The 23,967-nt window shown below is 56.7% G+C and carries 20 protein-coding genes; 15 read left to right on the forward strand and 5 right to left on the reverse strand.

From position 1 onward, the window contains the following. Positions 1–124 precede the first annotated feature (124 nt). Positions 125–1,417, forward strand: coding sequence for an MFS transporter (locus tag ACM1ZW_RS28625; protein WP_416739840.1), 1,293 nt, complete (start codon positions 125–127; stop codon positions 1,415–1,417). A 24-nt stretch (positions 1,418–1,441) separates the two neighbouring features. Next, positions 1,442–2,218, forward strand: coding sequence for a substrate-binding domain-containing protein (locus ACM1ZW_RS28630; RefSeq protein ID WP_017338384.1), 777 nt, complete (start codon positions 1,442–1,444; stop codon positions 2,216–2,218). On the opposite strand, the gene ACM1ZW_RS28635 is transcribed toward ACM1ZW_RS28630, so the two are convergent. Then, positions 2,208–3,113: a LysR family transcriptional regulator gene (locus ACM1ZW_RS28635; protein WP_414878347.1), complete on the reverse strand. Its 906-nt coding sequence runs from the start codon at positions 3,111–3,113 to the stop codon at positions 2,208–2,210. The two genes, ACM1ZW_RS28630 and ACM1ZW_RS28635, sit on opposite strands and share 11 nt — an antisense overlap. Positions 3,114–3,521: 408 nt before the next feature. Between ACM1ZW_RS28635 and ACM1ZW_RS28640 the strand changes: the two genes are divergently transcribed. The 4 genes from ACM1ZW_RS28640 (at position 3,522) to ACM1ZW_RS28655 (ending at position 8,572) form a co-directional block, all read left to right on the forward strand. Next, complete coding sequence (locus tag ACM1ZW_RS28640; RefSeq protein ID WP_416739841.1) at positions 3,522–4,457, forward strand: LysR substrate-binding domain-containing protein; 936 nt, start codon at positions 3,522–3,524, stop codon at positions 4,455–4,457. A 167-nt stretch (positions 4,458–4,624) separates the two neighbouring features. Beyond that, on the forward strand, positions 4,625–6,079 hold the full coding sequence (tcuA, locus tag ACM1ZW_RS28645; RefSeq protein ID WP_017338381.1) for an FAD-dependent tricarballylate dehydrogenase TcuA: 1,455 nt from the start codon (positions 4,625–4,627) through the stop codon (positions 6,077–6,079). Next, a complete protein-coding gene (tcuB, locus tag ACM1ZW_RS28650) occupies positions 6,066–7,223 on the forward strand; it encodes a tricarballylate utilization 4Fe-4S protein TcuB (RefSeq protein ID WP_416739842.1) in 1,158 nt (385 codons plus the stop codon). Before tcuA ends, tcuB begins: the two co-directional genes overlap by 14 nt. 47 nt (positions 7,224–7,270) lie before the next feature. Beyond that, a complete protein-coding gene (locus ACM1ZW_RS28655; protein WP_031318821.1) occupies positions 7,271–8,572 on the forward strand; it encodes an MFS transporter in 1,302 nt (433 codons plus the stop codon). Between the two features lie 318 nt (positions 8,573–8,890). Here the strand turns inward: ACM1ZW_RS28655 and ACM1ZW_RS28660 are convergent, their stop codons facing one another. Further along, the gene (locus ACM1ZW_RS28660) at positions 8,891–9,766 is read right to left on the reverse strand and encodes a LysR family transcriptional regulator (protein WP_414878344.1); all 876 of its coding nucleotides are present in this window, start codon (positions 9,764–9,766) and stop codon (positions 8,891–8,893) included. Positions 9,767–9,865: 99 nt separating this feature from the next. On the opposite strand from ACM1ZW_RS28660, the gene ACM1ZW_RS28665 reads away from it, so the two are divergent. The 5 genes from ACM1ZW_RS28665 to ACM1ZW_RS28685 all read left to right on the forward strand — a co-directional run bounded on the left by ACM1ZW_RS28665 (position 9,866) and on the right by ACM1ZW_RS28685 (position 14,702). Then, positions 9,866–11,035: a mandelate racemase/muconate lactonizing enzyme family protein gene (locus ACM1ZW_RS28665; protein ID WP_017338377.1), complete on the forward strand. Its 1,170-nt coding sequence runs from the start codon at positions 9,866–9,868 to the stop codon at positions 11,033–11,035. A gap of 102 nt (positions 11,036–11,137) precedes the next feature. Further along, positions 11,138–12,445, forward strand: a complete 1,308-nt coding sequence (gene dctA / locus ACM1ZW_RS28670; protein ID WP_017338376.1) for a C4-dicarboxylate transporter DctA — start codon at positions 11,138–11,140, stop codon at positions 12,443–12,445. Between the two features lie 122 nt (positions 12,446–12,567). Further along, positions 12,568–13,440, forward strand: coding sequence for an isocitrate lyase/PEP mutase family protein (locus ACM1ZW_RS28675; RefSeq protein WP_416739843.1), 873 nt, complete (start codon positions 12,568–12,570; stop codon positions 13,438–13,440). A 26-nt stretch (positions 13,441–13,466) separates the two neighbouring features. Then, positions 13,467–14,456, forward strand: a complete 990-nt coding sequence (locus tag ACM1ZW_RS28680) for a 2-hydroxyacid dehydrogenase (RefSeq protein ID WP_416739845.1) — start codon at positions 13,467–13,469, stop codon at positions 14,454–14,456. A 60-nt stretch (positions 14,457–14,516) separates the two neighbouring features. Further along, positions 14,517–14,702: a tautomerase family protein gene (locus ACM1ZW_RS28685; protein ID WP_017338373.1), complete on the forward strand. Its 186-nt coding sequence runs from the start codon at positions 14,517–14,519 to the stop codon at positions 14,700–14,702. 443 nt (positions 14,703–15,145) lie between these two features. Here ACM1ZW_RS28685 and ACM1ZW_RS28690 read toward each other — a convergent pair whose 3' ends face one another. After that, positions 15,146–16,072 carry a LysR family transcriptional regulator gene (locus ACM1ZW_RS28690; protein WP_416739846.1) on the reverse strand — a complete coding sequence of 309 codons (927 nt, stop codon included), beginning with the start codon at positions 16,070–16,072 and terminating at the stop codon, positions 15,146–15,148. 243 nt (positions 16,073–16,315) lie between these two features. On the opposite strand from ACM1ZW_RS28690, the gene ACM1ZW_RS28695 reads away from it, so the two are divergent. Genes ACM1ZW_RS28695 through ACM1ZW_RS28705 form a run of 3 tightly spaced genes read left to right on the forward strand, consistent with a single transcriptional unit; the run spans position 16,316 to position 19,100 of the window. Beyond that, entirely contained in the window at positions 16,316–17,752 is a 1,437-nt protein-coding gene (locus ACM1ZW_RS28695; RefSeq protein WP_414884373.1) for an NAD-dependent succinate-semialdehyde dehydrogenase, read from the forward strand. A 12-nt stretch (positions 17,753–17,764) separates the two neighbouring features. Beyond that, positions 17,765–18,097 (forward strand): carboxymuconolactone decarboxylase family protein, encoded by a 333-nt coding sequence (locus tag ACM1ZW_RS28700; RefSeq protein WP_017338369.1) that lies wholly within the window; start codon positions 17,765–17,767, stop codon positions 18,095–18,097. A 1-nt stretch (position 18,098) separates the two neighbouring features. Beyond that, positions 18,099–19,100, forward strand: a complete 1,002-nt coding sequence (locus ACM1ZW_RS28705; protein ID WP_416739847.1) for an NAD(P)H-quinone oxidoreductase — start codon at positions 18,099–18,101, stop codon at positions 19,098–19,100. Between the two features lie 204 nt (positions 19,101–19,304). On the opposite strand, the gene ACM1ZW_RS28710 is transcribed toward ACM1ZW_RS28705, so the two are convergent. Both ACM1ZW_RS28710 and ACM1ZW_RS28715 read right to left on the reverse strand, forming a co-directional pair. Then, positions 19,305–20,657, reverse strand: coding sequence for an MFS transporter (locus ACM1ZW_RS28710; protein ID WP_414884371.1), 1,353 nt, complete (start codon positions 20,655–20,657; stop codon positions 19,305–19,307). A gap of 185 nt (positions 20,658–20,842) precedes the next feature. Further along, positions 20,843–21,880, reverse strand: coding sequence for a LacI family DNA-binding transcriptional regulator (locus ACM1ZW_RS28715; protein WP_414879643.1), 1,038 nt, complete (start codon positions 21,878–21,880; stop codon positions 20,843–20,845). 278 nt (positions 21,881–22,158) lie between these two features. Here ACM1ZW_RS28715 and ACM1ZW_RS28720 point away from each other — a divergent pair, with 278 nt between their 5' ends. Then, positions 22,159–23,943, forward strand: coding sequence for an IlvD/Edd family dehydratase (locus ACM1ZW_RS28720; RefSeq protein WP_416739848.1), 1,785 nt, complete (start codon positions 22,159–22,161; stop codon positions 23,941–23,943). The last annotated feature ends 24 nt before the right edge of the window (positions 23,944–23,967 follow it).

Here is a 23,967-nt window from a genome sequence, read left to right on the forward strand (position 1 = left end):
ATGCATTAATGAATGCCAACAATGCACTTATCATATCGATCCCCCTACTCCACCATTCGCCCTAATAAGATCCGTGCGCCGCGTCCAGGCAGCGCACGTCATAAAAGCGGTGGAGTACAGGTCAATGACAACATCAAACCCTTCCGGGCGTTCACGCGCCAGTGCGATTTTTCGAGTTACCTCGGGTAACTTCCTCGAACAGTTCGATTTCTTCCTTTTCGGCTTTTACGCTACGCAGATTGCGGCTGTGTTCTTCCCGGCCAGCAGTGAGTTTGCCTCCCTGATGATGACCTTCGCGGTGTTTGGCGCGGGTTTCCTGATGCGTCCGTTGGGTGCGGTGGTACTCGGTGCTTACATCGACGATGTGGGTCGGCGCAAAGGCTTGATCGTGACGCTGTCGATTATGGCCAGCGGCACGATTCTCATTGTGTTGGTGCCCGGTTACGAAACCATCGAGTTATTTGCACCCGCCCTCGTGCTGATCGGTCGCTTGCTGCAAGGCTTCTCGGCCGGTGCGGAAATGGGGGGTGTCTCGGTGTACCTCTCGGAGATCGCCACTCCGGGCAACAAAGGCTTCTTCACCAGTTGGCAGTCGGCCAGCCAGCAAGTGGCGATTATCGTCGCGGCGGCTTTGGGCTACGGGTTGAATCAGTGGATGGCGCCCGCAATGATTGCCGATTGGGGCTGGCGGATTCCGTTTTTCCTCGGTTGCATGATCGTGCCGTTCATTTTTTTCCTGCGCCGTAACCTCGAAGAAACCAAGGAATTCGAAGCGCGCAAGCATCGGCCGAGTATGGGCGATGTGTTCCGCACTCTGGCGCAGAACTGGGTCATCGTGTTCGCCGGGATGATGATGGTCGCCCTCACCACCACGGCTTTTTACCTGATCACCGTGTACGCGCCAACCTTCGGCAAAACCGTGCTGCACCTGAGTACGTCCGATGCGTTATTGGTGACCTTGCTGGTTGGTGTTTCGAACTTCTTCTGGTTACCCATTGGCGGCGCGTTGTCTGACCGGATCGGTCGGCGTCCAGTGCTGATCGCCATGGCACTGTTAACCCTCGCCACTGCGTATCCAGCGCTGACTTACCTGGTCAACGCGCCCAGCTTCGTCAACATGCTGTTGGTCTTACTGTGGTTGTCGTTCATTTACGGTTTGTACAACGGCGCGATGATTGCGGCGCTCACGGAAATCATGCCGGTCGAAGTTCGGGTCGCCGGTTTCTCCCTGGCTTACAGCCTGGCTACGGCGGTGTTTGGCGGTTTCACCCCGGCGATGTCGACTTTCCTGATTCAGTACACCGGCGACAAGGCCGCACCCGGTTACTGGATGAGTTTCGCCGCGCTCTGCGCCCTGTGCGCCACGTTATATCTCTATCGCCGCTCGACTTACCGCCTCCAATCAGCGATGTCTTGAACCTGCACTTTCGAGAAAATGACCATGAAAAAACTATTCAATGTTGCCGCCTTCGCCCTGTTGACCAGCCTCAGTCTGAGCACCCTGGTCCAAGCCGAAGAAATCCGCGTGATGACCTCCGGTGGTTTCACCGCTGCCTACAAAATCCTCGGCCCTAAATTTGCCGCGTCTACCGGCCACACGCTCGACACCGCCCTTGGCCCGTCGATGGGCAAAGCGCCGGAAGCTATTCCCAACCGCCTTTCTCGCGGAGAAAAAGCTGATGTAGTGATCATGGTCGGCTACGCCCTCGATGACCTGATCAAGCAAGGCAAAGTTGATCCCGCTTCACGGGTTGAACTGGCCGATTCCCGAATCGGGCTCGTAGTGCGCGAGGGCGCGACGAAGCCGGACATCAGCTCCGTTGACGGACTGAAGAAGACCTTGCTCGACGCGAAGTCCATCGCCTATTCCGATAGCGCCAGCGGCGTGTACATCGAGAATCAGTTGTTCAAGCGCCTGGGCATTGAAGACCAACTCAAACCCAAATCGAAGATGATCTCGAAAATCCCCGTGGGCTCGGTGGTTGCCGCTGGCGACTACCAACTGGGCTTCCAGCAGGTCAGCGAATTGCTGCCCGTGCCGGGCGTAAGTTTTGTGGCAAAGATTCCAGAGTCGGTGCAATCGGTAACGCGTTTCGCTGCCGGCATTCCAGTGGGTGCGCAACACCCGGCTGAAGCCAAGGCGTTGCTGGAGTATTTGGCTTCCTCGACCGCTCAACCGGATGTAAAGGCCACCGGGCTGGATTCGGTCAGTCGCTGACCTGAACTTTCATTTCCACCACCAGCCGTTCCAGTTCCAACGCAGCCGGGGTCAACGTGCGACCCCGGCGCTTGATCAGGCCGACACTGCGCATCACCTGCGGGTCGGTCAGCGGCACCCGCGTCAGAATCGGGTGATCAGCTGCCGGCATCGCCATCAGCGGCACCGCCGCGACCCCCAACCCCGCTTCCACCAAGCCGATCATCGTCGTCACATGCCGGGTTTCACAGATGCTCTGCCGGTGCGGCACGATTCCGGTCAGCGCCTGATCCAGCAAAAAGCGATTGCCCGAGGTCTTGTCCAGCGAGATGTAATCCTGCTGATAGAACTCATCCCAGGTCACGCTGGTTCGACCCGCCAATGGATGATCGCGCCGACAGGCCAGTACATAACCTTCCTGCACCAATGGCTCGAACTCGACTTCAGTCTCCAGCGTACCCATAAAGCTCAGACCGAAATCGGCTTCGCCATTGACGACGGCGCTGAGTACGTCGTGGGCGCTCGAGTCGAGCACTTTTACTTTGATCCTCGGGAACTGCCGGTGGTAATGGGCGATCACGCGCGGCATGAAGTAATACGCCGCCGAGGGCACGCAGGCCACCGTGACATGGCCGAGCCGGGTCGAGGCGACTTCGCTGATTCCCAGCAGCGCCACGTCCAGATCGTCCAGCAAGCGCTCGACGCTGGGCATGAAACCGCGCCCGGCCTGAGTCAAGCTGACCTTACGTGTAGTGCGTTCGAACAATCGTACGCCGAGGGCGTCTTCAAGTTTTTCGATACGCCGGCTCAGCGCAGGCTGAGAGATACGCACGGTGTCGGCGGCTTTGCGAAAACTGCCCTGCTCGACCACGGCGCGAAAAGCTTGCAGGTCGTTGAGGTCGAAGTTTATGGCCATGGTGCGCACTCGGGATCAGACAGATTGATCAGCTTATCCTATCAATGTACAAAATTATTCCACAATGCAGGTTCCGGTGAGGTTGGAGACCGTGTGCGAAATACGCTGGCTACGATCATCAGGAACTTGGAATTCATCAATATGACGCAGCGGTGCCGATGACCCCGCAATGAGTTCATCCTGACAAACAGCAACCGGCGAGGAGCGGTCATTCGACACTCCCTGTGCCAACCGTTATCAATGGCCTCAGTCTCGATGACAGCTTCGGGGCAACGGCTACAGTCCTCGACAAGGCGCACGCGCTCAACGGCCAACCCAAACCTGCGACAATGCGGCCTCGTCGGGCTTCGTAACTTGCGTGACAGACGTTCAGGTATTTGAATAACAAATTCGCGGGGAGCAGCCACATTGGAATTGAGACAACTGCGCTATTTCGTAAAAATCATCGAGCTGGGCAGCCTGGGGCGTGCGGCACTTGAACTGGACGTTGGTGTGTCAGCCCTCAGTCAGCAAATCTCCAAGCTGGAAAGCGAACTGTGCACCCGCCTCCTGAATCGAACCTCCACCGGCGTGACGCCCACTAGCGCCGGATTTGCGTTTTTACACCATGCCCAATTGACGCTACGCCAGGCGGAAAACGCAATCATGGCCGCCCATCGCGGGCGAATGAGCGGTTATGTCAGCGTCGGCTTACCGCCGACTACCGCAACGGTGCTCGCGTTGCCGTTGATCAACGCAATGCGTGCGCGTTATCCGGACATACAACTGCATTTGGTGGAAATGCTTTCCGGCCACTTGGCGGCGCAACTCAACGCACGGCAAATTGATCTGGCCATCCTCTTCCAGCTCGAAGGGGGGAAACGCTGGAGCGTGACTCCGCTGCTGGATGAAAAGCTGTTTGTCATTGCCTCGCCCAGCCTGCCTCAAGCGCCTTCTGGCGACAGCGTGCAGTTAGCCGACCTCGGCGGCCTGCCGCTGGTGATGCCCAGCGTGCAGCATGGGTTGCGTTCAACATTGACCAGCGCGTTCGAGCGGGTCGGGCTAACGCCCAATGTCATTATGGAGGTCGACGGCCTCGCTGTTTTGATGAACGCCGTTCGGGCCGGTCATGCGGCAACGATACAACCGGGGGCCGCCGCTGCATTGAAAGACGGGTCCGGACTTTCACTGATCAGGATTGCCGATCCCCATGTGGGCCGGCGTAATCTTCTGGCGACGCTGGCTGACGACGAACTCTCTCCGGCGGCGCTGGCAACGCGGTTGGTCATTGTCGATGTGGCGCGACAGCTGGTCGTCGACAAACAGTGGCCAGGAGCGACATGGATAGAAGGTGTAGACGCGTAATCCTCCTTCACCCCGGACACATGAGTCCGTCTTGACGAAAAAGCCTTTAGAAAAACTAAACACCCCGCGTCAAATGCAGCCTTTCGGCCACTCCGTCCCCACCCTATCGTTCTCCCCACTCGCAAGGAGCACTTCGTTCCCGCTTCCTTGCAAATCGAGGAGCGATAATGATCGATGTCTTAATCATAGGGGGTGGCAACGCTGCCTTGTGCGCCGCTCTGATGGCGCGAGAAGCGGGCGCCAGCGTGATGCTGCTGGAAGCCTCTGCGAAAATCTGGCGCGGTGGCAACTCCCAACACACCCGTAACCTGCGGTGCATGCACGACGAACCGCAGGACGTGCTGATCGATGCCTATCCGGAAGAAGAATACTGGCAAGACCTGTTGAAGGTTACCGGTGGCCTCACGGATGAAAAGCTTGCACGCATTGCCATTCGGGCATCGTCTTCTTGCCGCGACTGGATGCGTTCGCACGGCGTGCATTTTCAGCCACCGCTGTCCGGCGCGCTGCACGTGGCGCGGACCAATGCATTTTTTATGGGCGGCGGCAAAGCGCTGGTCAATGCGTATTTCCGCAGCGCCGAGCGCCTGGGTGTAAAAGTTCGCTACAACACGCAAGTGACCGACATCGAGCTGGATGGGGGGAAATTCGTCGCCGCCCACGTGGGCGAACATGAGGTCGACGGTCAGCATTTCGCCGCGGAACGCATTGAAGCCCGAGCCTGCGTATTGGCGGCCGGCGGCTTCGAATCCAATCGTGAATGGCTGCGCGAAGCCTGGGGTCAGAACGAGCGCGGTGAATGGCCATCGGACAATTTCCTGATCCGGGGCACCCGATTCAACACCGGCATTTTGCTACGGCGCATGCTCGACCTTGGCGCAGATGTGATCGGCGATCCGACGCAAGCACACATGGTCGCGATTGATGCCCGCGCGCCACTCTACGACGGCGGCATCTGCACCCGTATCGACTGCGTATCGCTGGGTGTGGTGGTCAATCGTGATGGCGAACGCTTCTACGACGAAGGTGAGGATTTCTGGCCAAAGCGTTATGCGATCTGGGGGCGTCTGGTGGCCGGACAACCCGGTCAGCAGGCGTATTCGATCATCGATCAACAAGCCATCGGCCGCTTCATGCCGCCGGTCTTTCCCGGAACCACCGCCAATACCCTGCAAGACCTTGCCCGTCAGTTGCAGCTGCCTCAAGAAAAATTCGTCAAGACTGTCGAGGACTACAACAACGCCTGCCGCGTTGGCACGTTCGACCACACGGCGTTGGACGACTGCCACACCCAAGGACTGACGCCCGCCAAAACCCATTGGGCGCGGCCATTGGTGAAACCACCTTTCTACGCCTACCCGCTTAAACCGGGTGTCACGTTCACCTACCTCGGCCTCGCCACCGACGAAACCGCTGCCGTGCATTTCAACGGCAAAGCGAGCCCCAACCTGTTCGTCGCGGGAGAAATGATGGCCGGCAATGTTCTGGGCAAGGGCTACACCGCCGGCATCGGCATGGCCATCGGTACCGCGTTTGGCCGTATCGCCGGTGTGCAGGCGGCTGCTTCGGTGGGCTTTGGCGTTTCATCTGCAAACTCGGAGTCTCGACATGCAACTGTTTGATCCCCAAGCGTCGGGCGGGCTGATCCCGGTGTTGAATCTTGACGAAAGTGAAGTCCAGCGGCAGATGACCATCTGCAATGCCTGCCGTTATTGCGAAGGCTTTTGCGCGGTATTTCCGGCGATGACCCGGCGCCTGGAATTCACCCAGGCCGACATTCATTACCTGGCGAACTTGTGCCACAACTGCGGCGCGTGCCTGCACGCCTGTCAGTACGCCGCCCCACACGAATTCGACGTCAACATACCCAAAGCCATGGCCAAAGTGCGCCTGGATACTTACGCCGAATACGCCTGGCCGCCAGTGATGGGCAGGTTGTATCAGCGCAACGGCCTGACCCTGGCGCTGGCTTCCGGTGGGGGACTGGCCTTGTTTTTATGCCTGACCCTGATGCTCATGGGCAACCTGTTCACGGCCATTCCCGGGGGCGACTTCTACAAGATTTTCCCGCATAACACCCTGGCGCTGATGTTCGGCTCGGTGTTCGGCTTTGCGGTACTTGCCCTGACCCTGGGTGTACGGCGCTTCTGGCGCAACGTTTCACCGGTCGCAGCGCCACTGCCGTTGAAAGCGTCCGCTGCATTGGAGGCTACGGCCAACGTCGCGAAACTCAAATACCTGGACGGTGGCCATGGCGAGGGCTGCAACAATGCCGATGATAAATTCACCTTGTGGCGACGCCGATTCCACCACCTCACCTTCTACGGCTTCATGCTGTGCTTCGCCGCCACCGGTGTCGCCACGCTCTTTCACTATCTGCTGAAGTGGTCGGCGCCTTATCCGATCTTCAGCTTGCCGGTGATGTTGGGTATTGCCGGTGGCATCGGCCTGCTGATCGGCCCGGCGGGTCTTCTTTGGCTGAACCTGCGTCGCAACCCTGCGCACGGCGACGAGAACCAAAAACCCATGGATCGCGGCTTCATCGCGCTGCTGTTTCTGGTCAGCGCAAGCGGCCTGGCGCTCCTGGCGTTGCGCGAAACCAGCGCCCTGGGCTTGATGTTGGCTATCCATCTCGGCCTGGTCATGGCGTTTTTCCTGACCATGCCCTACAGCAAATTCGCCCATGGAATATTCCGCAGCGCAGCGCTGCTCAAACACGCCATCGAGAAGCGTCAACCCAACCCGATCAACGCCGGCAGCGACTGACGGCTGAAGCACTCATTCCAAAAACAATAGTGAGCATAACGGTAGCCATGATGAAAACGACAACGGCAACAACCCGAGCCAAGGGGTCCAAATTGGGCGCCATTTTGCGGGTCACCAGCGGTAATTTTCTCGAGCAGTTCGACTTCTTTCTGTTCGGGTTCTACGCGACCTACATCTCCCGGACGTTCTTTCCAGCCACCAGCGAGTTTGCCTCGTTGATGATGACCTTCGCGGTATTCGGCTCCGGATTCCTGATGCGTCCGTTAGGCGCCATTGTGCTGGGGGCGTACATCGACAAGGTGGGCCGTCGCAAGGGGCTGATCGTGACGCTGTCGATCATGGCCGCCGGCACCGTATTGATCGCCCTGGTGCCGGGCTATGCCGCCATCGGCGTGGCGGCACCGATTCTGGTGTTGTTGGGCAGGCTGCTACAGGGCTTCTCCGCCGGCGCGGAAATGGGCGGCGTTTCCGTGTATCTGGCGGAAATTTCCACCCCCGGTCACACGGGTTTCTACACCAGTTGGCAATCGGCTAGCCAACAGGTGGCGATCGTCGTCGCGGCCGCGTTGGGCTACACGATCAATGCCACGATGCAAGCCGCTGAAATCGCCGATTGGGGCTGGCGTATTCCGTTCTTCATTGGCTGCGTGATCATCCCGTTCATTTTCATTATTCGTCGTTCACTGGAAGAAACCGCTGCCTTCACGGCTCGCAGCCATCGTCCAACAACTCGCGAAGTTTTTCGCTCGATGCGTGACAACTGGCGCACCGTACTGGCGGGCGGTTTGCTGGCGTCCATGACCACCACCACGTTCTACCTGATTACGGTCTACACACCGACGTTTGGCAGGACAGTACTGAACTTGAGCACCACCGACAGCCTGGTGGTCACATTGCTGGTCGGCATCAGCAACTTTATCTGGCTGCCTATCGGCGGCGCCCTCTCCGACCGCATTGGCCGTCGGCCACTGTTGCTGGCGATATCGTTGCTGTGCATCTTCACTGCTTATCCCGCCATGCACTGGCTGGCAGAGGCGGCGAGTTTCGAACGACTGCTCGCTGTCCTGCTGTACTTCTCATTCTTCTTTGGCATTTACAACGGCGCCATGGTCGCGGCACTGACCGAAGTCATGCCACAGAACGTGCGGGTCGTCGGGTTTTCACTGGCCTTCAGTTTGGCCACCGCGGTGTTTGGCGGTTTTACCCCGGCAATCTCGACGCTGCTTGTCCAGGCCACGGGCGATAAGGCATCACCTGCCTACTGGCTGATGTTCGCGGCGGTGTGCGGGTTCACGGCGACGACGATTCTGTATCGTCGGCAAAAAGCTTTGGCAGTCAGAACCGTTTAGTTCCTCGATCGCCGACGCTTACCACGCGTCGATCCGCGGCGGAAACCGAATGAGAGGGGTTTGAGGTCGATTTCTGTCTTTCGTCAGGACAGTGATCGGCCTCAGCCCCCGGCATAACGTACCCAGGGCAGCGCCCAATAGAAGGTACATAGCCCAATCGATCATTTGAGGCTGTCCCGCCTTTGGCTCATGACTTGAATGTTCGAAATATAGCGCGCAGGCCATTGGCTCTAAAAAACCACATCAAACATAAAGTCCTCGCTGCGAGGCCGCACTGGCTGTTGTAGGAAATTCGCGGCCTCGAGCGAAATGAGATGACTAGTCACCCAGCTTGGCCCAGAACTCTTCCGCAGAGGGGCTGATTGGGGCCCTGGGACGAGTGAGATGAATCTCTAGGGGAATATCCCAGCTTTCGTCGAGTGCCCTGACCAGACGACCGTCAGCCATTTCCTGTTCTGTCAGGCTTTTCGGTAACCATGCGACACCCTTGCTTTCCAAGGCCATGGACATCAGTACCGCTGCAAGGTGGCTGCTGAAAAGTGGCTTTAGGTGAAGGTAGTCTTCCTTTCCGTGAAGTCGGTGAGCGACGATGCGGCCTAGACCCGATTCGTGGGTGTATGCCAAGTAGGGCAGCGTTTCAGGTGAGGTACCAAAATTGGCAGAGACGCTTGCCAAAGGCACTAGCACATCCTCTCCAACCTTTTTCCCAATGAACTGATCGGGAGCCAGTAACGGCGGAACGTCGGGGTGGCGATGGCAGAGCAGGAACTGAACCTGGCCCTGGATCAGCATCTGTTCACAAACAGCCATGCTATCTGAGTGCAGGCGTACAGCCTCTATCGGCGCGCCGTTTTCAGTACTTCTCAGCCATCTTGGGAAAAATGTAAATGACAGGGAGTGAGTTGCCGCGAATTGCAGTGTTTTGGCTGCCATCCCAGCCACTTCCTGTGCCTCTGTGCGCATTCTGTACAAGCGTCTGGCAGCCTCCTGTGCAGCGGGCAAAATCTGCCTTCCTGCCTCGGTAAGCGTTGCTCCTTGAGGGGTGCGCACAAACAAATCCACCCCCATCCAATTCTCCAGTGAACGGACTCTGCGACTGAATGCCGGCTGAGTAACGTGCCGCGCTTCTGCGGCACGAACAAAGCTGCCGTATTCCGCAAGAGCTGAAAAATCTTCGAGCCAGACGAGTTCCAAGGGCAATGCCTCCTGTGCATAGGGCGCGGCATTAATAGCATTGGGCGAGTGTCATCGCAAAGCATAACGTGGGGCCACCAACAACAAGAGGAACCCGTCATGCGTATCGTAGACATCCGTGAAAAAACAGTTTCGATTGCGTCCCCAATCGCCAATGCCTACATCGATTTTTCCAAAATGACCTGTTCGGTCGTCGCTGTTGTCACGGATGTGATTCGCGATGGTAAACCTGTCATCGGCTACGGCTTCAACTCCAACGGTCGCTATGGTCAAGGCGCATTGATGCGTGATCGCTTCCTGGCGCGAATCATGGAAGCTGATCCGGACACTCTAATCGACCATGAGAACAACAACCTGGATCCGTTCGCCATCTGGAAGACCCTGATGACCAACGAAAAGCCAGGTGGCCACGGCGAACGTTCAGTTGCAGTCGGCACCATTGATATGGCCGTGTGGGATGCCGTTGCCAAGATCGAAGGCAAGCCGCTATACCGCCTGCTGGCCGACCGTTATCGCGATGGCGTGGCAGATGACAAGGTTTGGGTTTACGCGGCGGGTGGCTATTACTATCCAGGCAAAGACCAGACCAAGCTCAAGGCAGAGATGCAGAGCTATCTGGATCGTGGGTACGACGTCGTCAAGATGAAGATCGGCGCTGTGCCACTGGACGAAGATATCCGTCGCATCGAAGCGGTACTCGAAGTGGTTGGCGACGGTCGTCGCCTCGCGGTAGATGCCAACGGTCGCTTCGATCTGCAGACAGGTATTGCGTACGCTGAAGCCATCAAAAAGTACAACCTGTTCTGGTACGAAGAGATTGGCGATCCGCTGGACTATGCACTCCAGGCCGAGTTGGCCAATCACTACGAACTGCCAATGGCTACTGGTGAAAACCTGTTCTCCCACCAGGATGCACGTAACCTGCTGCGCCACGGTGGCATGCGCCCTGATCGCGACTATCTCCAATTCGACTGTGCACTGTCCTACGGGCTCGTGGAGTACATGCGCACCTTGAAGGTGATGGAGGAAATGGGTTGGTCTTCTCGCCGCGTAGTGCCGCACGGTGGTCACCAGATGTCCCTGAACATCGCTGCGGGCCTGCACTTGGGCGGTAACGAATCCTATCCGGACGTATTCCAGCCATTCGGTGGATTTGCTGACGGCATACAGGTTGAAAACGGCTACGTAGGCCTTCCTGACATCCCTGGTGTTGGTTTTGAAGCCAAGTCAGCTCTGTACGCAGTTATGCGCGAGCTGGGCGAGGGCTGATAGCCCCGAACTGTGGCCTCTGCGCTTGAGGCCACAGTTATCCGGCGTCATCCACTGACGCCACGCCACACGCCCATCACAAAAATAAAATGAGGTGCTTCCGTGGAAATCTCCAAGTCCCGCTGGTACAGCCAGCTGTATGTGCAGGTGCTGATCGGCATCGTAATCGGTGCAGCAATCGGCCACTTTGAACCGCAATTCGGAGCCAGGCTTCAACCTTTTGCGGATGGCTTTATCAAACTCATCAAAATGCTGTTGGCGCCTATCATTTTCGGTACCGTCGTCGTTGGTATCGCTAAGATGGGCAGCATTAAGGAAGTCGGGCGGATCGGCGTCAAAGCGCTGCTCTACTTTGAAATCCTTTCAACCATTGCGCTGGTCATCGGCCTTATTGTGGTCAATATCGCAAAGCCAGGCGTTGGGATGAATATCAACGCTACCACGCTTGATGCCAGCGCTATCACCAAGTACAGCCAAGCCGCCAGTGAACAGGGCGGAACAATCGATTTCTTTCTCAACATAATCCCGAGCACCTTCATTGGCGCATTCTCGAATGGAGTCATGCTTCAGGTCATTCTGATTTCGGTTTTGATGGGCGTTGCCCTCGTTCAAATGGGCGAAACCAGCAAACCGCTGATCAATACCATCGATCTGTTTCTGCAAGGGTTGTTCAAGATCGTGGCAATGGTAATGCGCCTGGCTCCGATTGGTGCCGGTGCAGGGATGGCTTTTACCATCGGCAAGTACGGGATTGGTTCGTTGTTGTCACTCGGCCAGTTGCTGATCGCGCTCTACATCACGACCTTGATTTTCATCGTGGTAGTGCTGGGCACGGTTGCTAGATGGTCGGGCATGCCGCTATTGCAATTTCTTCGTTATTTCAAAGATGAAATTCTCATCACGCTTGGCACCTGCTCAACCGAAGCCGTGCTTCCGCGAATGATGGTGAAACTTGAAAAGCTGGGCTGCAAGAAGTCAGTGGTGGGCATGGTGCTACCAACTGGGTATGCCTTCAATGCGGATGGCACCTGCATCTACCTCACCATGGCCGCGATTTTTATCGCACAGGCAACCAATACGCCACTGACGTTTGTGGATCAAATGATTCTGTTGGGCGTGTTCCTTCTGACCTCAAAAGGCTCCGCTGGTGTGGCGGGTGCCGGGTTCATAACCCTTGCGGCAACGCTTACAACCATCCACTCCATTCCGCTGGTAGGCCTTGTACTGCTCTTGGGCATCGACCGTTTCCTGAACGAAGCGCGAGCCGTGACCAACCTGATCGGCAACGGCATCGGCACTATCGCGATTGCCAAGTGGGACAACTCGTTCGATGTCGAAGCCTGCGAGCGTGAAATTGCTGCAATGAAAAGCGAGAAAGCAGAGCGTAAAGCGTTGCTGGCGCAAAAGTAATCGCCATCGCTTACCGGTCATTCCTCTTCAAACAAGGCGTAATGACCGGTAGCCAATGCTATGTCTCGTTCTCACAGGACGATTCAGCGATGTACTCAGTTGAAATGTGATGGAGCCGAAAAATGATTGAGCGATCTCATCATGAACTACGACAGGCGTTCGGTGATTTGCTTCATGGAACAGCCTGTAAATTTGCCGCATCAGTATTTGATCCGATCTCTGTTCGAATGGCTGATGACCTTGGCTTTGAGGTCGCTATCCAGGGTGGATCGGTCGCCTCGCTTCAAGTGCTGGGTGCCCCGGATATCTCGTTACTCACGCTCGATGAGTATGTTGAGCAGGTTTCCAGAGTCGGGCGTGCCAGCCAAATCCCAATCATTGGGGACGCCGACCATGGATTCGGAAACGCGCTCAATGTGATGCGGACAGTTACGGAGTTACAGAAGGCCGGCGTTGCCGCCCTGACGCTGGAAGATACGCATCTGCCCGCCAAGTACGACGAACAATCGCACGTCCTCATCAACATGGAAGAGGCCGCGAGCAAGATCTACGCCGCACGATTTGCCCGATCAGATGATGCCCTTAGCATCATCGCCAGGACGAACGTGGCCGTTACCACTTTGGAAGATTCGATTGCTCGGACTACGGCTTATGAAAAGGCTGGCGCAGACGCTATTTGCTTCGTTGGAGTAAAGGACTTGCAGCATCTGGAAGCACTCACAGCGCATCTCACCGTTCCGATCATGCTCATCAATTACGGCAATCCTGCACTGGGCGATGTTGAGAAACTGAGCGCGGCGAATGTACGGATAGTGGTCAATGGACATGCCCCGTATTTGTCCGCACTTAATGCGACCTACGAGGCGCTGCGCGAACAAAGTGGCGCAGGGGGGCGCGAGCTTTCGCTCCCTGAGCTGCTTTCAAAATACACACTTTCGGACAATTACCGCGAATGGGCAAATACCTATTTGAAGTCGGATAACGGCTCCAATTGAACTTGAGACAGGTGGAATAAAGCGTCATGAAAAAGACAATCCTGGCCTTCAGCCGAGTTTCGCCCAGCATGCTAGAGCCTTACATAGATAAGTACGACATCGTCATCATGAGCCCCAAACTTGGTGACATGGATGTTCAGTTCGAGGCAGCCCTTCCCAACGCTCATGGACTGATCGGCGGGAATCGTCGCCTGGGCGAGGTTGAGCTGGCATCGGCTAAAAACCTTGAGATCATTTCCAGCATTTCGGTTGGTTATGACAACTATGACCTCAGCTATATCAATAGCAGGGGGATCATGTTGACCAATACACCGGATGTGCTGAACGAAACCACTGCTGATCTCGCTTTTGCCTTGATTCTAGCCTCAGCGAGACGTATCCCGGAGCTTGATGCCTGGACAAAAAATGGGAATTGGTCAACGACAATCGACACCTCCTATTTTGGATGTGATGTGCACGGAAAAACCTTGGGTATTATCGGTCTGGGCAAAATCGGAGAGGCCATCGCACGCAGGGGATGTTTCGGCTTCGGCATGAATATTTTGTACAGCGGCAAAAGTCGTAAACCTCAGCTGGAGCAAGAACTCGGTGCAAGATTTGTCCCGCAGGAACAGCTGTTAATTGAGTCTGATTTTGTCTGTCCGGTCGTGCCATTGACAGCAGAAACCAGAAACCTCATTGGCCAAAAAGAGCTGGCACTAATTGGCGCAGAGGGCATTTTGATTAACGTTTCTCGGGGCCCGGTGGTTGATCAGGACGCGCTCATCCAAGCGCTTGAGGAAAAGACGATTCGGGGGGCCGGCCTGGATGTCTACGTGGAAGAGCCGTTGACTGACTCAAGGCTTTTCAAGCTGAAAAATGTCGTGACGGTACCTCACATTGGCTCGGCAACAAATGACACTCGCGATGCGATGGCCAAGCGTGCCTTGGACAACTTGCTGATGGGGCTCGAAGGTCAGTGGCCTCGGGATCTCGTTAATTCGCATGCACTACGTCAGTCAGAATTGACTCGCTGACTGCTTGTGGATCGTCGGACACCCAGTCCCAGCCACTCTGCTGAATCGAAGGAAACCAATATGCCGCAAGTCATCGTCTATGCCGCCGCAGGTAAGACTGTAGAACAGCAACATCTGCTTTTGAAAAGGATCACCGAGGCCGTGGTGGAAAGCTACGAAATACCGGCGGAAATCGTAACTGTGCAGATCGTCGAGGCTCCAAGCCACTTGAAGGCCAAGGGCGGTATTCGCTTCTGTGATCGCTGAGTGGTACGACATCGATACGGGTACGTCAGCCCCCCCTACATTCGTCATCACAGCTTAGAAGGAGAAGGCAGTAATATTTCCGTTTATGATCAGGAGCAGATCGGTCAAGTCAGTACCCTCGTTGTGCCAGTTTCATAGGCGCTAACAGTCAATTGAATCGCAGATCGGTTCTAAAAAGTATCCATGGCGAAATGCGAAAGAGTTCTGAATGACCGCAATTGGGCTGTTTTCAGCCGGCCGCCAAAGGCAGAAAACGGCCAGAGGCGGACAATCCTGGGCTGAAACTCAAGGGCAACAGGCTCCTATCGAGCAATATACATACGCCACCCACCTTGACGTCGCCGCAGCGGTTGCAGCAACGGTTGATCAACCGGTTCTTACAATAATTGCGCCTCAGAGCGTTTCCTGACCGAGGCGCAAGTACCTTTATTACTAGTCACTTTTCAATCGATGAGTTCTTTAGCAGTGGTTGCCAGCTCACTGCCAACCTGATTTTTTAACACATCAATAAAGCGAGTTATCTTTGCGTCGACAAACTGTCGAGAGGTATAGACGGCATAAACGTTGCGCTCGTACGTGTGATAGTCAGGCAAGACCCGCACCAGCTTCCCTGAGCGCAAGTCGTCGATGGCCGTGAATCCTGCCAGCAAGCCGATCCCAGCGCCCTCCCGTATGGCAACCGCCATCGCGTCCATATCATTCACGCTGAAACTTGGCCCCGTGGGCGCAAATTTCGCGTCACCCGCCTTGCTCTTCAACTGCCACTCATCCCTCACATAGTCCACAGTGCCCAGCAGCAGGCATTGGTGATCGCTGAGATCCTCTGGGGTCAGCGGGGCCGCATGCCTCTTCAGATAGTCTGGAGACGCTACCAAGACACAATGGCTGATTCCAATCTTCTGACTGACATACGCGGAATCCGGCAGCGTTCGGGCAATCAGGATCGAGACATCCAGTTGGTCTTCCAGCAGGTTGGGCATTCGTTGGGACAGCATTAAATCCACGGTCACATCCGGAAATTCCTTGCGGTACTCCAGCACGGCGCCGGTGACCAGTTGCCTCGCCAGTCCGGGTACGCAATGCACACGTAGAGTTCCCCTGGGATTCAAGGCTGCATTGCTCGCTTCGGCTTCCGCACTCTCAAGGTCTGCCAAAATTTTCGTGCACCGCTCATAAAACCGTCGGCCCGCATCGGTCACCGAGAGACGCCGAGTCGAGCGTTGCAACAGACGGGCGTCGAGTACGTTTTCAAGTGCGGACACAGCACGCGATACGTTACCTACTGTGGAGTCCAGATGGTTTGCCACGGCAGTGAAACTGCCCATCTCGACAACCTTTACGTACACCGACATGTTCGAAAGTTTATCCATCCCGACCTTCCTGTAGATCTGACAATTACCCGTGAGAACGAGCGATTGCCCCAGATGCTACACGCTCCTCCCTGTGCTCGATATTACTTCTGGGTACAACAATGATTCCCTTTTGGCCGACTAAATCAAATGGCTCACCTTCCATAGACTTGGTTGCACAGGCCGCCTGAACAGGCCCTGCGGCACAGCCACTCAGGCGCCGATCTTCATACGAATCCCTGACAACCAACTGAAGGCCAAATCATGAACAGTTCATACGATCCGCTTTATCTTTTTATCGGTGGTGAATGGATCAGTGCCGAAGGGCGCGATTCAGCCTCTGTCGTTAACCCGGCAACCGGACGTGAAATCGGACGCGTCCCCCTCGCCACCGCAGTCGACCTTGATCACGCCCTTGAAGTGGCTCGACTGAGCTTCGAAGAATGGCGCCAGACCGTACCTGACAAACGCGCAAAAATCCTGAAACGGGCCGCCGATCTGATCCTGGAACGAGCACCTCACATTGCAGCGCAGATGACACTGGAAGAAGGCAAGCCGCTGGGTGAAAGCATGGATGAAGTTACCCGTGCATCTGAGTACTTTGAGTGGTTCGCCGAAAGCGCCCGTCGTATCGATGGCCGTGTTGTACCGGCCAACCGTCCAGGCGTACTGCAACTGGTAAAACGCCAGGCCATCGGACCTGTGGCGGCATTCACACCCTGGAATTTCCCGGCCATTACTCCCGCTCGCAAACTCTCGGCAGCTTTGGCTGCCGGTTGCAGTGTCATTCTCAAGCCAGGCGAAGAAAGCCCCTCCACGGCGCTGGCCCTGGCTCGCGCCCTCGACGATGCAGGATTGCCTAAAGGTGTACTGCAAGTGGTCTTTGGCGTCCCGGATCAAGTGTCCAGTCACCTGATCGCCTCACCGATCATTCGTAAGGTGACATTTACCGGCTCAGTGCCCATCGGCAGACTCCTGTCAGCCCGAGCAGCCGAGGGCGTCAAGCCAATCACCCTTGAACTGGGTGGCCACGGACCCGTGCTGGTCTTTGAAGACGCAGACATTGAAAAGGCCGCTGTTGAGGGTGTCGCGAACCGGTTTCGAGGGACTGGCCAGGTCTGTATCTCCTCCACCCGTTTTCTGATCCAGCGTGGCGCATATGAAAGGTTTGTCGATCATTTTGTCGCTGCAACCAAAGCCCTGAGAATCGGTAATGGCCTGCATCCGCAGACGCAGGTCGGTCCGCTCGCCAACCCAAGGCAGCTGGCAAAGATGGAAGAGCTGATAGCCGATGCCGTGGAGAAAGGTGCACGAGTATTGGTCGGTGGCGAGGCCTTACCAGGTGAAGGCTTTTTCTTCCAACCCACGGTTCTGGCAAATGTCCCCATGAACGCCCGCGTCATGCACGAAGAACCGTTCGGGCCCATCGCCGTGTTGATGCCTTTCGATGACCTGACTGATGGCCTGAAAGAAGCCAACCGCTTGCCCTACGGACTTTCAGCCTACGCGTTCACTTCCAGCGCTCGAACTGCAATTGACGTCGCTGACGGCTTGGAGGCCGGGATGATCGGGATCAACCAATACCGCATCGTCGCCACCGAGCTGCCTTTCGGTGGAATGAAAGAAAGCGGTCACGGCTCGGAAGGCGGCATTGAGGGAATTGAGCACTATCTCACCAACAAATTTATCAGCCAAGTTTAAGGAAACTGTCCCATGTCCAATATCAATTTCAGCAGTCCTCGCGAAGCGGCCCGAGCGTTTACACCGAAACTGTCGCAATTCGTCGACTCAACGCTCTACCCGCAGATCTGGAGCGATCCCGCGTTGTCCCCCCGTGACCGCAGTCTGATCACCGTGGCCGCATTGATTGCCGGTGGTCACTCAGAAGAGTTACCTGCACACCTACGGCGGGCGGTCAGCAATGGGGTTACTCATGACGAAATTGCGGCGGCGATTACCCACCTGGCGTTTTACGTGGGCTTCCCTGGCGCCATCACAGCGTCTGCTATTGCCAATGCAACGTTTACCGAATCGGAGCAAAGCTAAGATGAAAGCCATCAACATCAGAGAATTCGGCGCGGCGGACGTCCTGGAACTCGCAGATGCTCCCAATCCTGAAGTACGCCCTACCGACCTGCTAGTGCGTGTCTATGCAGCGGGTGTGAACCGTGCGGATCTGACTCATCGAACCGGTGGATATGGCCATCCGAATTTCGGCGACTCGCTGATTATCGGGTTGGAAATCGCTGGTGAGGTGATTGACAAAGGTAGCGCGGTTACGGGGTTCGAGGTGGGAGATCGAGTGATGGGCGTCGTCGGAGGCGGCGCCTATGCCGAACTGGCACGCATCGACTACCGCATGGCCATGCACATCCCTGCGCAGCTCGACTATGTGCACGCGGCGGCAATTCCCGAGGTCTTCGTCACCGCCCATGAAGCGATGATGCACCTGGCCCGGCTGAAATCCGGCGACTCAGTATTGATTCACGCTGCCGCTGGAGGCGTAGGGTCTGCCGCAGTGCAATTGGCATACGCCACAGGCGCCACGGTGTATGCGACAACCGAAGGCAGCAAGTTATCGCGTGTGGAGCACTTGGGGGCCGATATCGCTATTGACTACAAGAAACAGGATTTCGCCGAAGTCATTGCCGATAAAACCTATGGTCGAGGCGTCGATGTCGTTATCGACTTTGTTGGCGAGCCCTACTTCGCACGCAACGTCGCGTCTCTTGCTCACGGTGGCCGCATGATCCAGGTCGGTATCCTTGGCGGTGGCGGCAAAGTGACTGTGGAGCTGGAGCACATCCTCTACCGTCACTTGCAAATCATCGGTACGGTCATGAAGTCCCGCACGCAGCCAGAGAAACACGCCATGATCAAGCGCTTTCGCGAGCATTGGCTTGATCGCTTCGATGGCGCTGGAAGCCTGGAGCCGGTCGTTGATAGCACTTTCCCGCTGTCAAAGGCTGCCGATGCCCATCGCCGGATGGAGTCATCCGAGAACGTTGGGAAAATTATCTTGACGATGCAGCCTGAAGACTTGATTTAAAGTTTGGTCGATTCGTCGATAGACATGAAAACGGTGTCATTGGAGGACACCGTTTTCGGGTGGACAACTGCCTTGCTGGGCGTTCCTGAACGGATTCAGAGCCAGAACTGCTTCTCACGAGCGGACTGAATCAAAACGCCTCTCGCTGCACAGCTCCGCCGTCGACCCTGCTCACGGAACAGGGTCGGGCGAATCGACGGCCAGTCAGGCATTGATGTCTCTGGATAGCATCGATTTTGGAATCAGCAGGATCAACACACAGCTGACGAGCAGGCAACCACCCAGGACATAGGTGCCGTTGTTCATGTCGCCGGTCAGTGTCTCGGCCATGGCTGTAATCATGGAACCGGTGAACCCGGAGAGGTTGCCGATTGCGTTGATCATGCCGATACCCGCTGCTGCAGCCACACCCGATAAAACCGTGCCGGGCAATGTCCAGAAAATTGGCATCAGGCTCAGCAACCCTGATGCGGAGATGCTGAGGAAGAAAATCGACACCGGCAGGTTATGGGCGAAGAAGGCGCTGCCAATCAGGCCCATCCCGCCAATGAATGCCGGGATGGCCGCGTGCAATCGGCGCTCACCGGTTTTATTGGAGTGCCAGGCGTTGAGGGTCATGGCGACGATGGCGGTGGCGTAGGGAATCGCGGTCAGCAAACCGATGTGCAGGGTGTTGGAAATACCGGTGGACTTGATGATCGTCGGCATCCAGAACGCCAGTCCGTAAAAACCGGTGTTGAACGTCAGCAGAATCAACACCAGTAACCACACGCGACCGTTGAAGATCACATCCCGAAGGCTGGAAGCCTTCGCCGTGTTGTCTCGGTCGAGGTTGTTTTTGAGCATGTTCTTTTCTGCCGTGCTCAACCACTTGGCATTGTCGATTTTATCGACCAGCAACGTCACCACGACAACGGCCATGATCAACGACGGGATGCCTTCGATGATCAGCATCCACTGCCAGCCGGCCATGCCATGGACACCCTGCATCGCGCCCATCAACCACCCGGAAAGAATCCCGCCCAATGTCAGGCTGATCGGCATGGCCATCAGAAAGCCCGCCATTACACGGCTTTGGCGATGCGTCGGAAACCAGTAGTTGAGGTAAAGAATCACCCCTGGGAAGAAACCGGCTTCGCAGATTCCCAGCAGGAAGCGCAGCACGTAGAACATGGTTTCCGATTCAATGTGAAAGAACTTGGCCAGCGGCACGGTAAAGGCTACCGCCATGGAGACAATGCTCCAGCTGATCATGATGCGGGCGATCCAGAGGCGTGCACCGAAGCGATGGAGGAACAGATTGCTAGGGACTTCGAAGAGGAAATAACCCCAGAAGAAAATGCTCGCGCCCAGGGCGTAGACCGTGTTGCTGAATTGCAGATCGTTGAGCATGTCCAGCTTGGCAAAGCCGATATTCACCCGATCCAGGTACGCCGCCATGTAGCAGAACAGCAGGATCGGCAGGATGCGCAGGATGACTTTGCGGTAGGTACGATCCTCGGAGGTAAGCTCCGCCGAGCCCTCTCCTTCGAGAGGACGCTGAGATACTGATTCCATGTGTTGACCTCAAGGCATGTCGTCATGCCGATTGTTTTTGTTTTTGGCTTGCGACCTTGAGTTCCTTGGGCTGACCTAGGCCAATCCACAGGGAAAAAAGACGCTGCAAGTTAGTCTGTTACCGGTAACATTTTTAATCTAGCAATTAAATTCGACGCAAAGCAAGCGCGCCCGGTTAAAAAAATTCAGGTGCTTTCGCGCGCCAGGATTTTGAATTCGACGACATCGGACGCCTTCGGACGAGGCAGTCCAAGACGCTGGGCAGCGGCACTGGCAACCAGCAACTCACCTGCGCGGCGGCCAATTCCGTAGGGGTCGACCGAAACCGTGGTGATCGTCGGCGTGCAGTACCGTGAGACTTCGAAATCGCCAAAACCGGCGATCGCAATGTCCCCGGGCACCCGTCGACCTTGCCGATGGCATTCCATGATCGCGCCGAACGCTGACAGGTCACTGACGCACATGACCGCGTCTGTGTCCGGCCACTTCTCCAGCAGTCTCTTCACGGACTCTCCGCCATGGCTCATGGTGATAGGCGACTCGCCATATTCCATCACCCGGGGCTCACCTGCCCCCAACGCCGCGACAGCCTGAAGGTAGCCTTGCTGACGTTGCTGTCCTCGATGGTCGAGAACCGACGCGCCACCGATGTAACCAATTCGCCGATAGCCTTGCTGATACAGATATTCGTACAACGCCGCGGCGGCGGACACGTTACAAAATCCAACTGATTGCTCGATAGGATCGGTTGGAATATCCCAAGTCTCTACAACGGGAACCTGTGCTTGGCGTAGAAGTTTACGGGTTTCGTCCAAATGCGCGCTGCCCGTCAACATCACCCCTACCGGCCGGTGGCGTAGCAATGTGCGTACCAGCAATGCCTCCTGCTCCAAGTGGTAATCCGTGTCACCCAACAGCAGACAGAGCCCATGTTCGCTAACGGCATCATTCAGGCCGCGGACGGTGTCGGCAAAGTTCGAACTCGCCAAAGACGGCACCAGCGCAACGATAAACTCCGAACGTCCGGTGGCCAGGGTTCCTGCAGAGGCATCAGGCAGATAGCCGAGCGTTTCAATCGCCTCGTGGACCAGCTTCTGCGTGCGCTCTGAGACGTCGCGACCGGCCAGGACCCGGGAAACCGTCATTTTCGAAACACCGGCCAGTTTGGCGACGTCGGCCATTCGCGGCGGCGTGGTGGGTTTGCCTGAATCCTCGTAACTCATGAACGTCCTGTTTTCCTGAAAATGACCGGGCGGGCCCTGGAAATCAACGCCGCCAACACAGATGGTCGCTGATTATACATGGCCGTTGGCAGGCCGACCTCTGCTCCTTGCAATGGCGTCCAGCGCCCATTCGAACATCGAGATTGGGTCTTTACAAATAAAATGTTACCGGTAACATCAAGCCATTCGAACGCCGACGGCGGTGATGATTCGCCTGTTTGTCGTCTCCTGCGGTGGTTCACTTTCCGCTGATATGCCTCTAACAAGAGATAAAAACCATGCTCGAAAACACTCCTCTGCCTCTGCGAAGTCAACAATGGTTTGACGATCCCAGTCATGCTGACATGACCGCGCTCTACGTCGAACGCTTCATGAATTACGGTATGACGCGCGAGGAGTTGCAATCGGGCCGTCCCATCATCGGCATCGCTCAAACCGGTAGCGATCTCGCGCCGTGCAACCGTCATCACCTCGAACTCGCGCAACGCACCAAAGCAGGTATTCGCGATGCCGGCGGCATTCCGATGGAGTTCCCGGTGCACCCGATGGCCGAACAAACCCGGCGTCCAACTGCCGCACTGGATCGCAACCTGGCGTACCTGGGCCTGGTCGAGATTCTTCATGGGTACCCGCTGGATGGCGTGGTGCTGACCACTGGCTGCGACAAGACCACCCCTGCCTGTCTCATGGCGGCCGCGACGGTCGATATCCCGGCGATCGTCTTGTCGGGCGGTCCAATGCTTGATGGGCACCACAAAGGCAAATTGATCGGCTCCGGCACGGTGCTGTGGCATGCGCGCAACCTGCTCTCCAGTGGAGAGATCGATTATGAAGGCTTCATGGAGATGACCACGGCGGCCTCTCCTTCGATCGGTCACTGCAACACGATGGGCACCGCGTTGTCGATGAACGCGCTGGCCGAAGCGCTGGGTATGTCCCTGCCCGGCTGTGCGAGCATTCCGGCCGCCTATCGTGAACGCGGCCAGATGGCGTATGCGACTGGCAAGCGCATCGTCGACATGGTCCGTCAGGATATTCGTCCTAGCCAAATCATGACCCGCGAAGCCTTTGAAAATGCCATTGCCGTGGCGTCGGCTTTGGGGGCGTCGACCAATTGCCCGCCGCACCTCATCGCTATCGCGCGGCACACCGGAATCGATCTCAGCCTGGAAGAGTGGCAACGGATTGGCGAAGACGTGCCCCTGCTGGTCAATTGCATGCCCGCCGGGAAATACCTTGGCGAGGGTTTCCACCGCGCGGGCGGCGTTCCGGCAGTCATGCACGAACTGCAGAAAGCCGGGCGACTGCATGAAGGCTGCGACACGGTCTCGGGCAAGACCGTTGGCGAGATCGTCAGCCATACGGCCGCCAGCGATACCGATGTGATCCACGCGTACGAAAATCCCTTGATTCAACGGGCCGGGTTCATCGTGCTGAGCGGTAATTTCTTCGACAGCGCCATCATGAAGATGTCGGTGGTGGGCGAAGCATTCCGCAAAACCTACCTGTCCGAGCCGGGCGCGGAAAACAGTTTCGAAGCCAGAGCCATTGTTTTCGATGGCCCCGAGGACTATCAGGCGCGCATCAATGACCCGGCTCTGGACATCGACGAGCGTTGCATTCTGGTGATTCGGGGCTGCGGCACCGTGGGTTATCCAGGCAGCGCCGAAGTGGTCAACATGGCCCCACCCGCAGCACTGATCAAACGAGGCATTGACTCCCTGCCCTGCCTGGGTGATGGACGCCAGAGCGGGACCTCGGCCAGCCCGTCGATACTCAACATGTCCCCTGAAGCCGCGGTGGGGGGCGGCATCGGTTTGCTGGAAACCAATGATCGCCTTCGCGTCGACCTCAACGCTCGCCGCGTCGATCTACTGGTGGATGAGAGCGAAATGGCACGCCGCCAGGCGGCGTTCAAACCGTCCTTTCCAGCCTCGCAAACGCCATGGCAGGAACTCTACCGACAGCAGGTTGGCCAACTCTCGACCGGTGGTTGCCTGGAGCCCGCGACCTTGCACCTGCGGGTCATCGCACGCAGCGGCGACCCACGTCATTCCCACTGATTCGCCACTTCTGCCGAGGTTCTT

Source organism: Pseudomonas sp. NFX71 (assembly GCF_048079215.1).
Lineage (GTDB): Bacteria > Pseudomonadota > Gammaproteobacteria > Pseudomonadales > Pseudomonadaceae > Aquipseudomonas > Aquipseudomonas fluorescens_B.

Coding starts and splice junctions, on each gene's coding strand:
- ACM1ZW_RS28625 (WP_416739840.1), top strand. CDS start 125: ATGACAACATCAAACCCTTCCGGGCGTTCACGCGCCAGTGCGATTTTT.
- ACM1ZW_RS28630 (WP_017338384.1), top strand. CDS start 1,442: ATGAAAAAACTATTCAATGTTGCCGCCTTCGCCCTGTTGACCAGCCTC.
- ACM1ZW_RS28635 (WP_414878347.1), bottom strand. CDS start 3,113: ATGGCCATAAACTTCGACCTCAACGACCTGCAAGCTTTTCGCGCCGTG.
- tcuA (WP_017338381.1), top strand. CDS start 4,625: ATGATCGATGTCTTAATCATAGGGGGTGGCAACGCTGCCTTGTGCGCC.
- tcuB (WP_416739842.1), top strand. CDS start 6,066: ATGCAACTGTTTGATCCCCAAGCGTCGGGCGGGCTGATCCCGGTGTTG.
- ACM1ZW_RS28655 (WP_031318821.1), top strand. CDS start 7,271: ATGATGAAAACGACAACGGCAACAACCCGAGCCAAGGGGTCCAAATTG.
- ACM1ZW_RS28665 (WP_017338377.1), top strand. CDS start 9,866: ATGCGTATCGTAGACATCCGTGAAAAAACAGTTTCGATTGCGTCCCCA.
- ACM1ZW_RS28675 (WP_416739843.1), top strand. CDS start 12,568: ATGATTGAGCGATCTCATCATGAACTACGACAGGCGTTCGGTGATTTG.
- ACM1ZW_RS28680 (WP_416739845.1), top strand. CDS start 13,467: ATGAAAAAGACAATCCTGGCCTTCAGCCGAGTTTCGCCCAGCATGCTA.
- ACM1ZW_RS28685 (WP_017338373.1), top strand. CDS start 14,517: ATGCCGCAAGTCATCGTCTATGCCGCCGCAGGTAAGACTGTAGAACAG.
- ACM1ZW_RS28690 (WP_416739846.1), bottom strand. CDS start 16,072: ATGGATAAACTTTCGAACATGTCGGTGTACGTAAAGGTTGTCGAGATG.
- ACM1ZW_RS28695 (WP_414884373.1), top strand. CDS start 16,316: ATGAACAGTTCATACGATCCGCTTTATCTTTTTATCGGTGGTGAATGG.
- ACM1ZW_RS28700 (WP_017338369.1), top strand. CDS start 17,765: ATGTCCAATATCAATTTCAGCAGTCCTCGCGAAGCGGCCCGAGCGTTT.
- ACM1ZW_RS28705 (WP_416739847.1), top strand. CDS start 18,099: ATGAAAGCCATCAACATCAGAGAATTCGGCGCGGCGGACGTCCTGGAA.
- ACM1ZW_RS28710 (WP_414884371.1), bottom strand. CDS start 20,657: ATGGAATCAGTATCTCAGCGTCCTCTCGAAGGAGAGGGCTCGGCGGAG.
- ACM1ZW_RS28715 (WP_414879643.1), bottom strand. CDS start 21,880: ATGAGTTACGAGGATTCAGGCAAACCCACCACGCCGCCGCGAATGGCC.
- ACM1ZW_RS28720 (WP_416739848.1), top strand. CDS start 22,159: ATGCTCGAAAACACTCCTCTGCCTCTGCGAAGTCAACAATGGTTTGAC.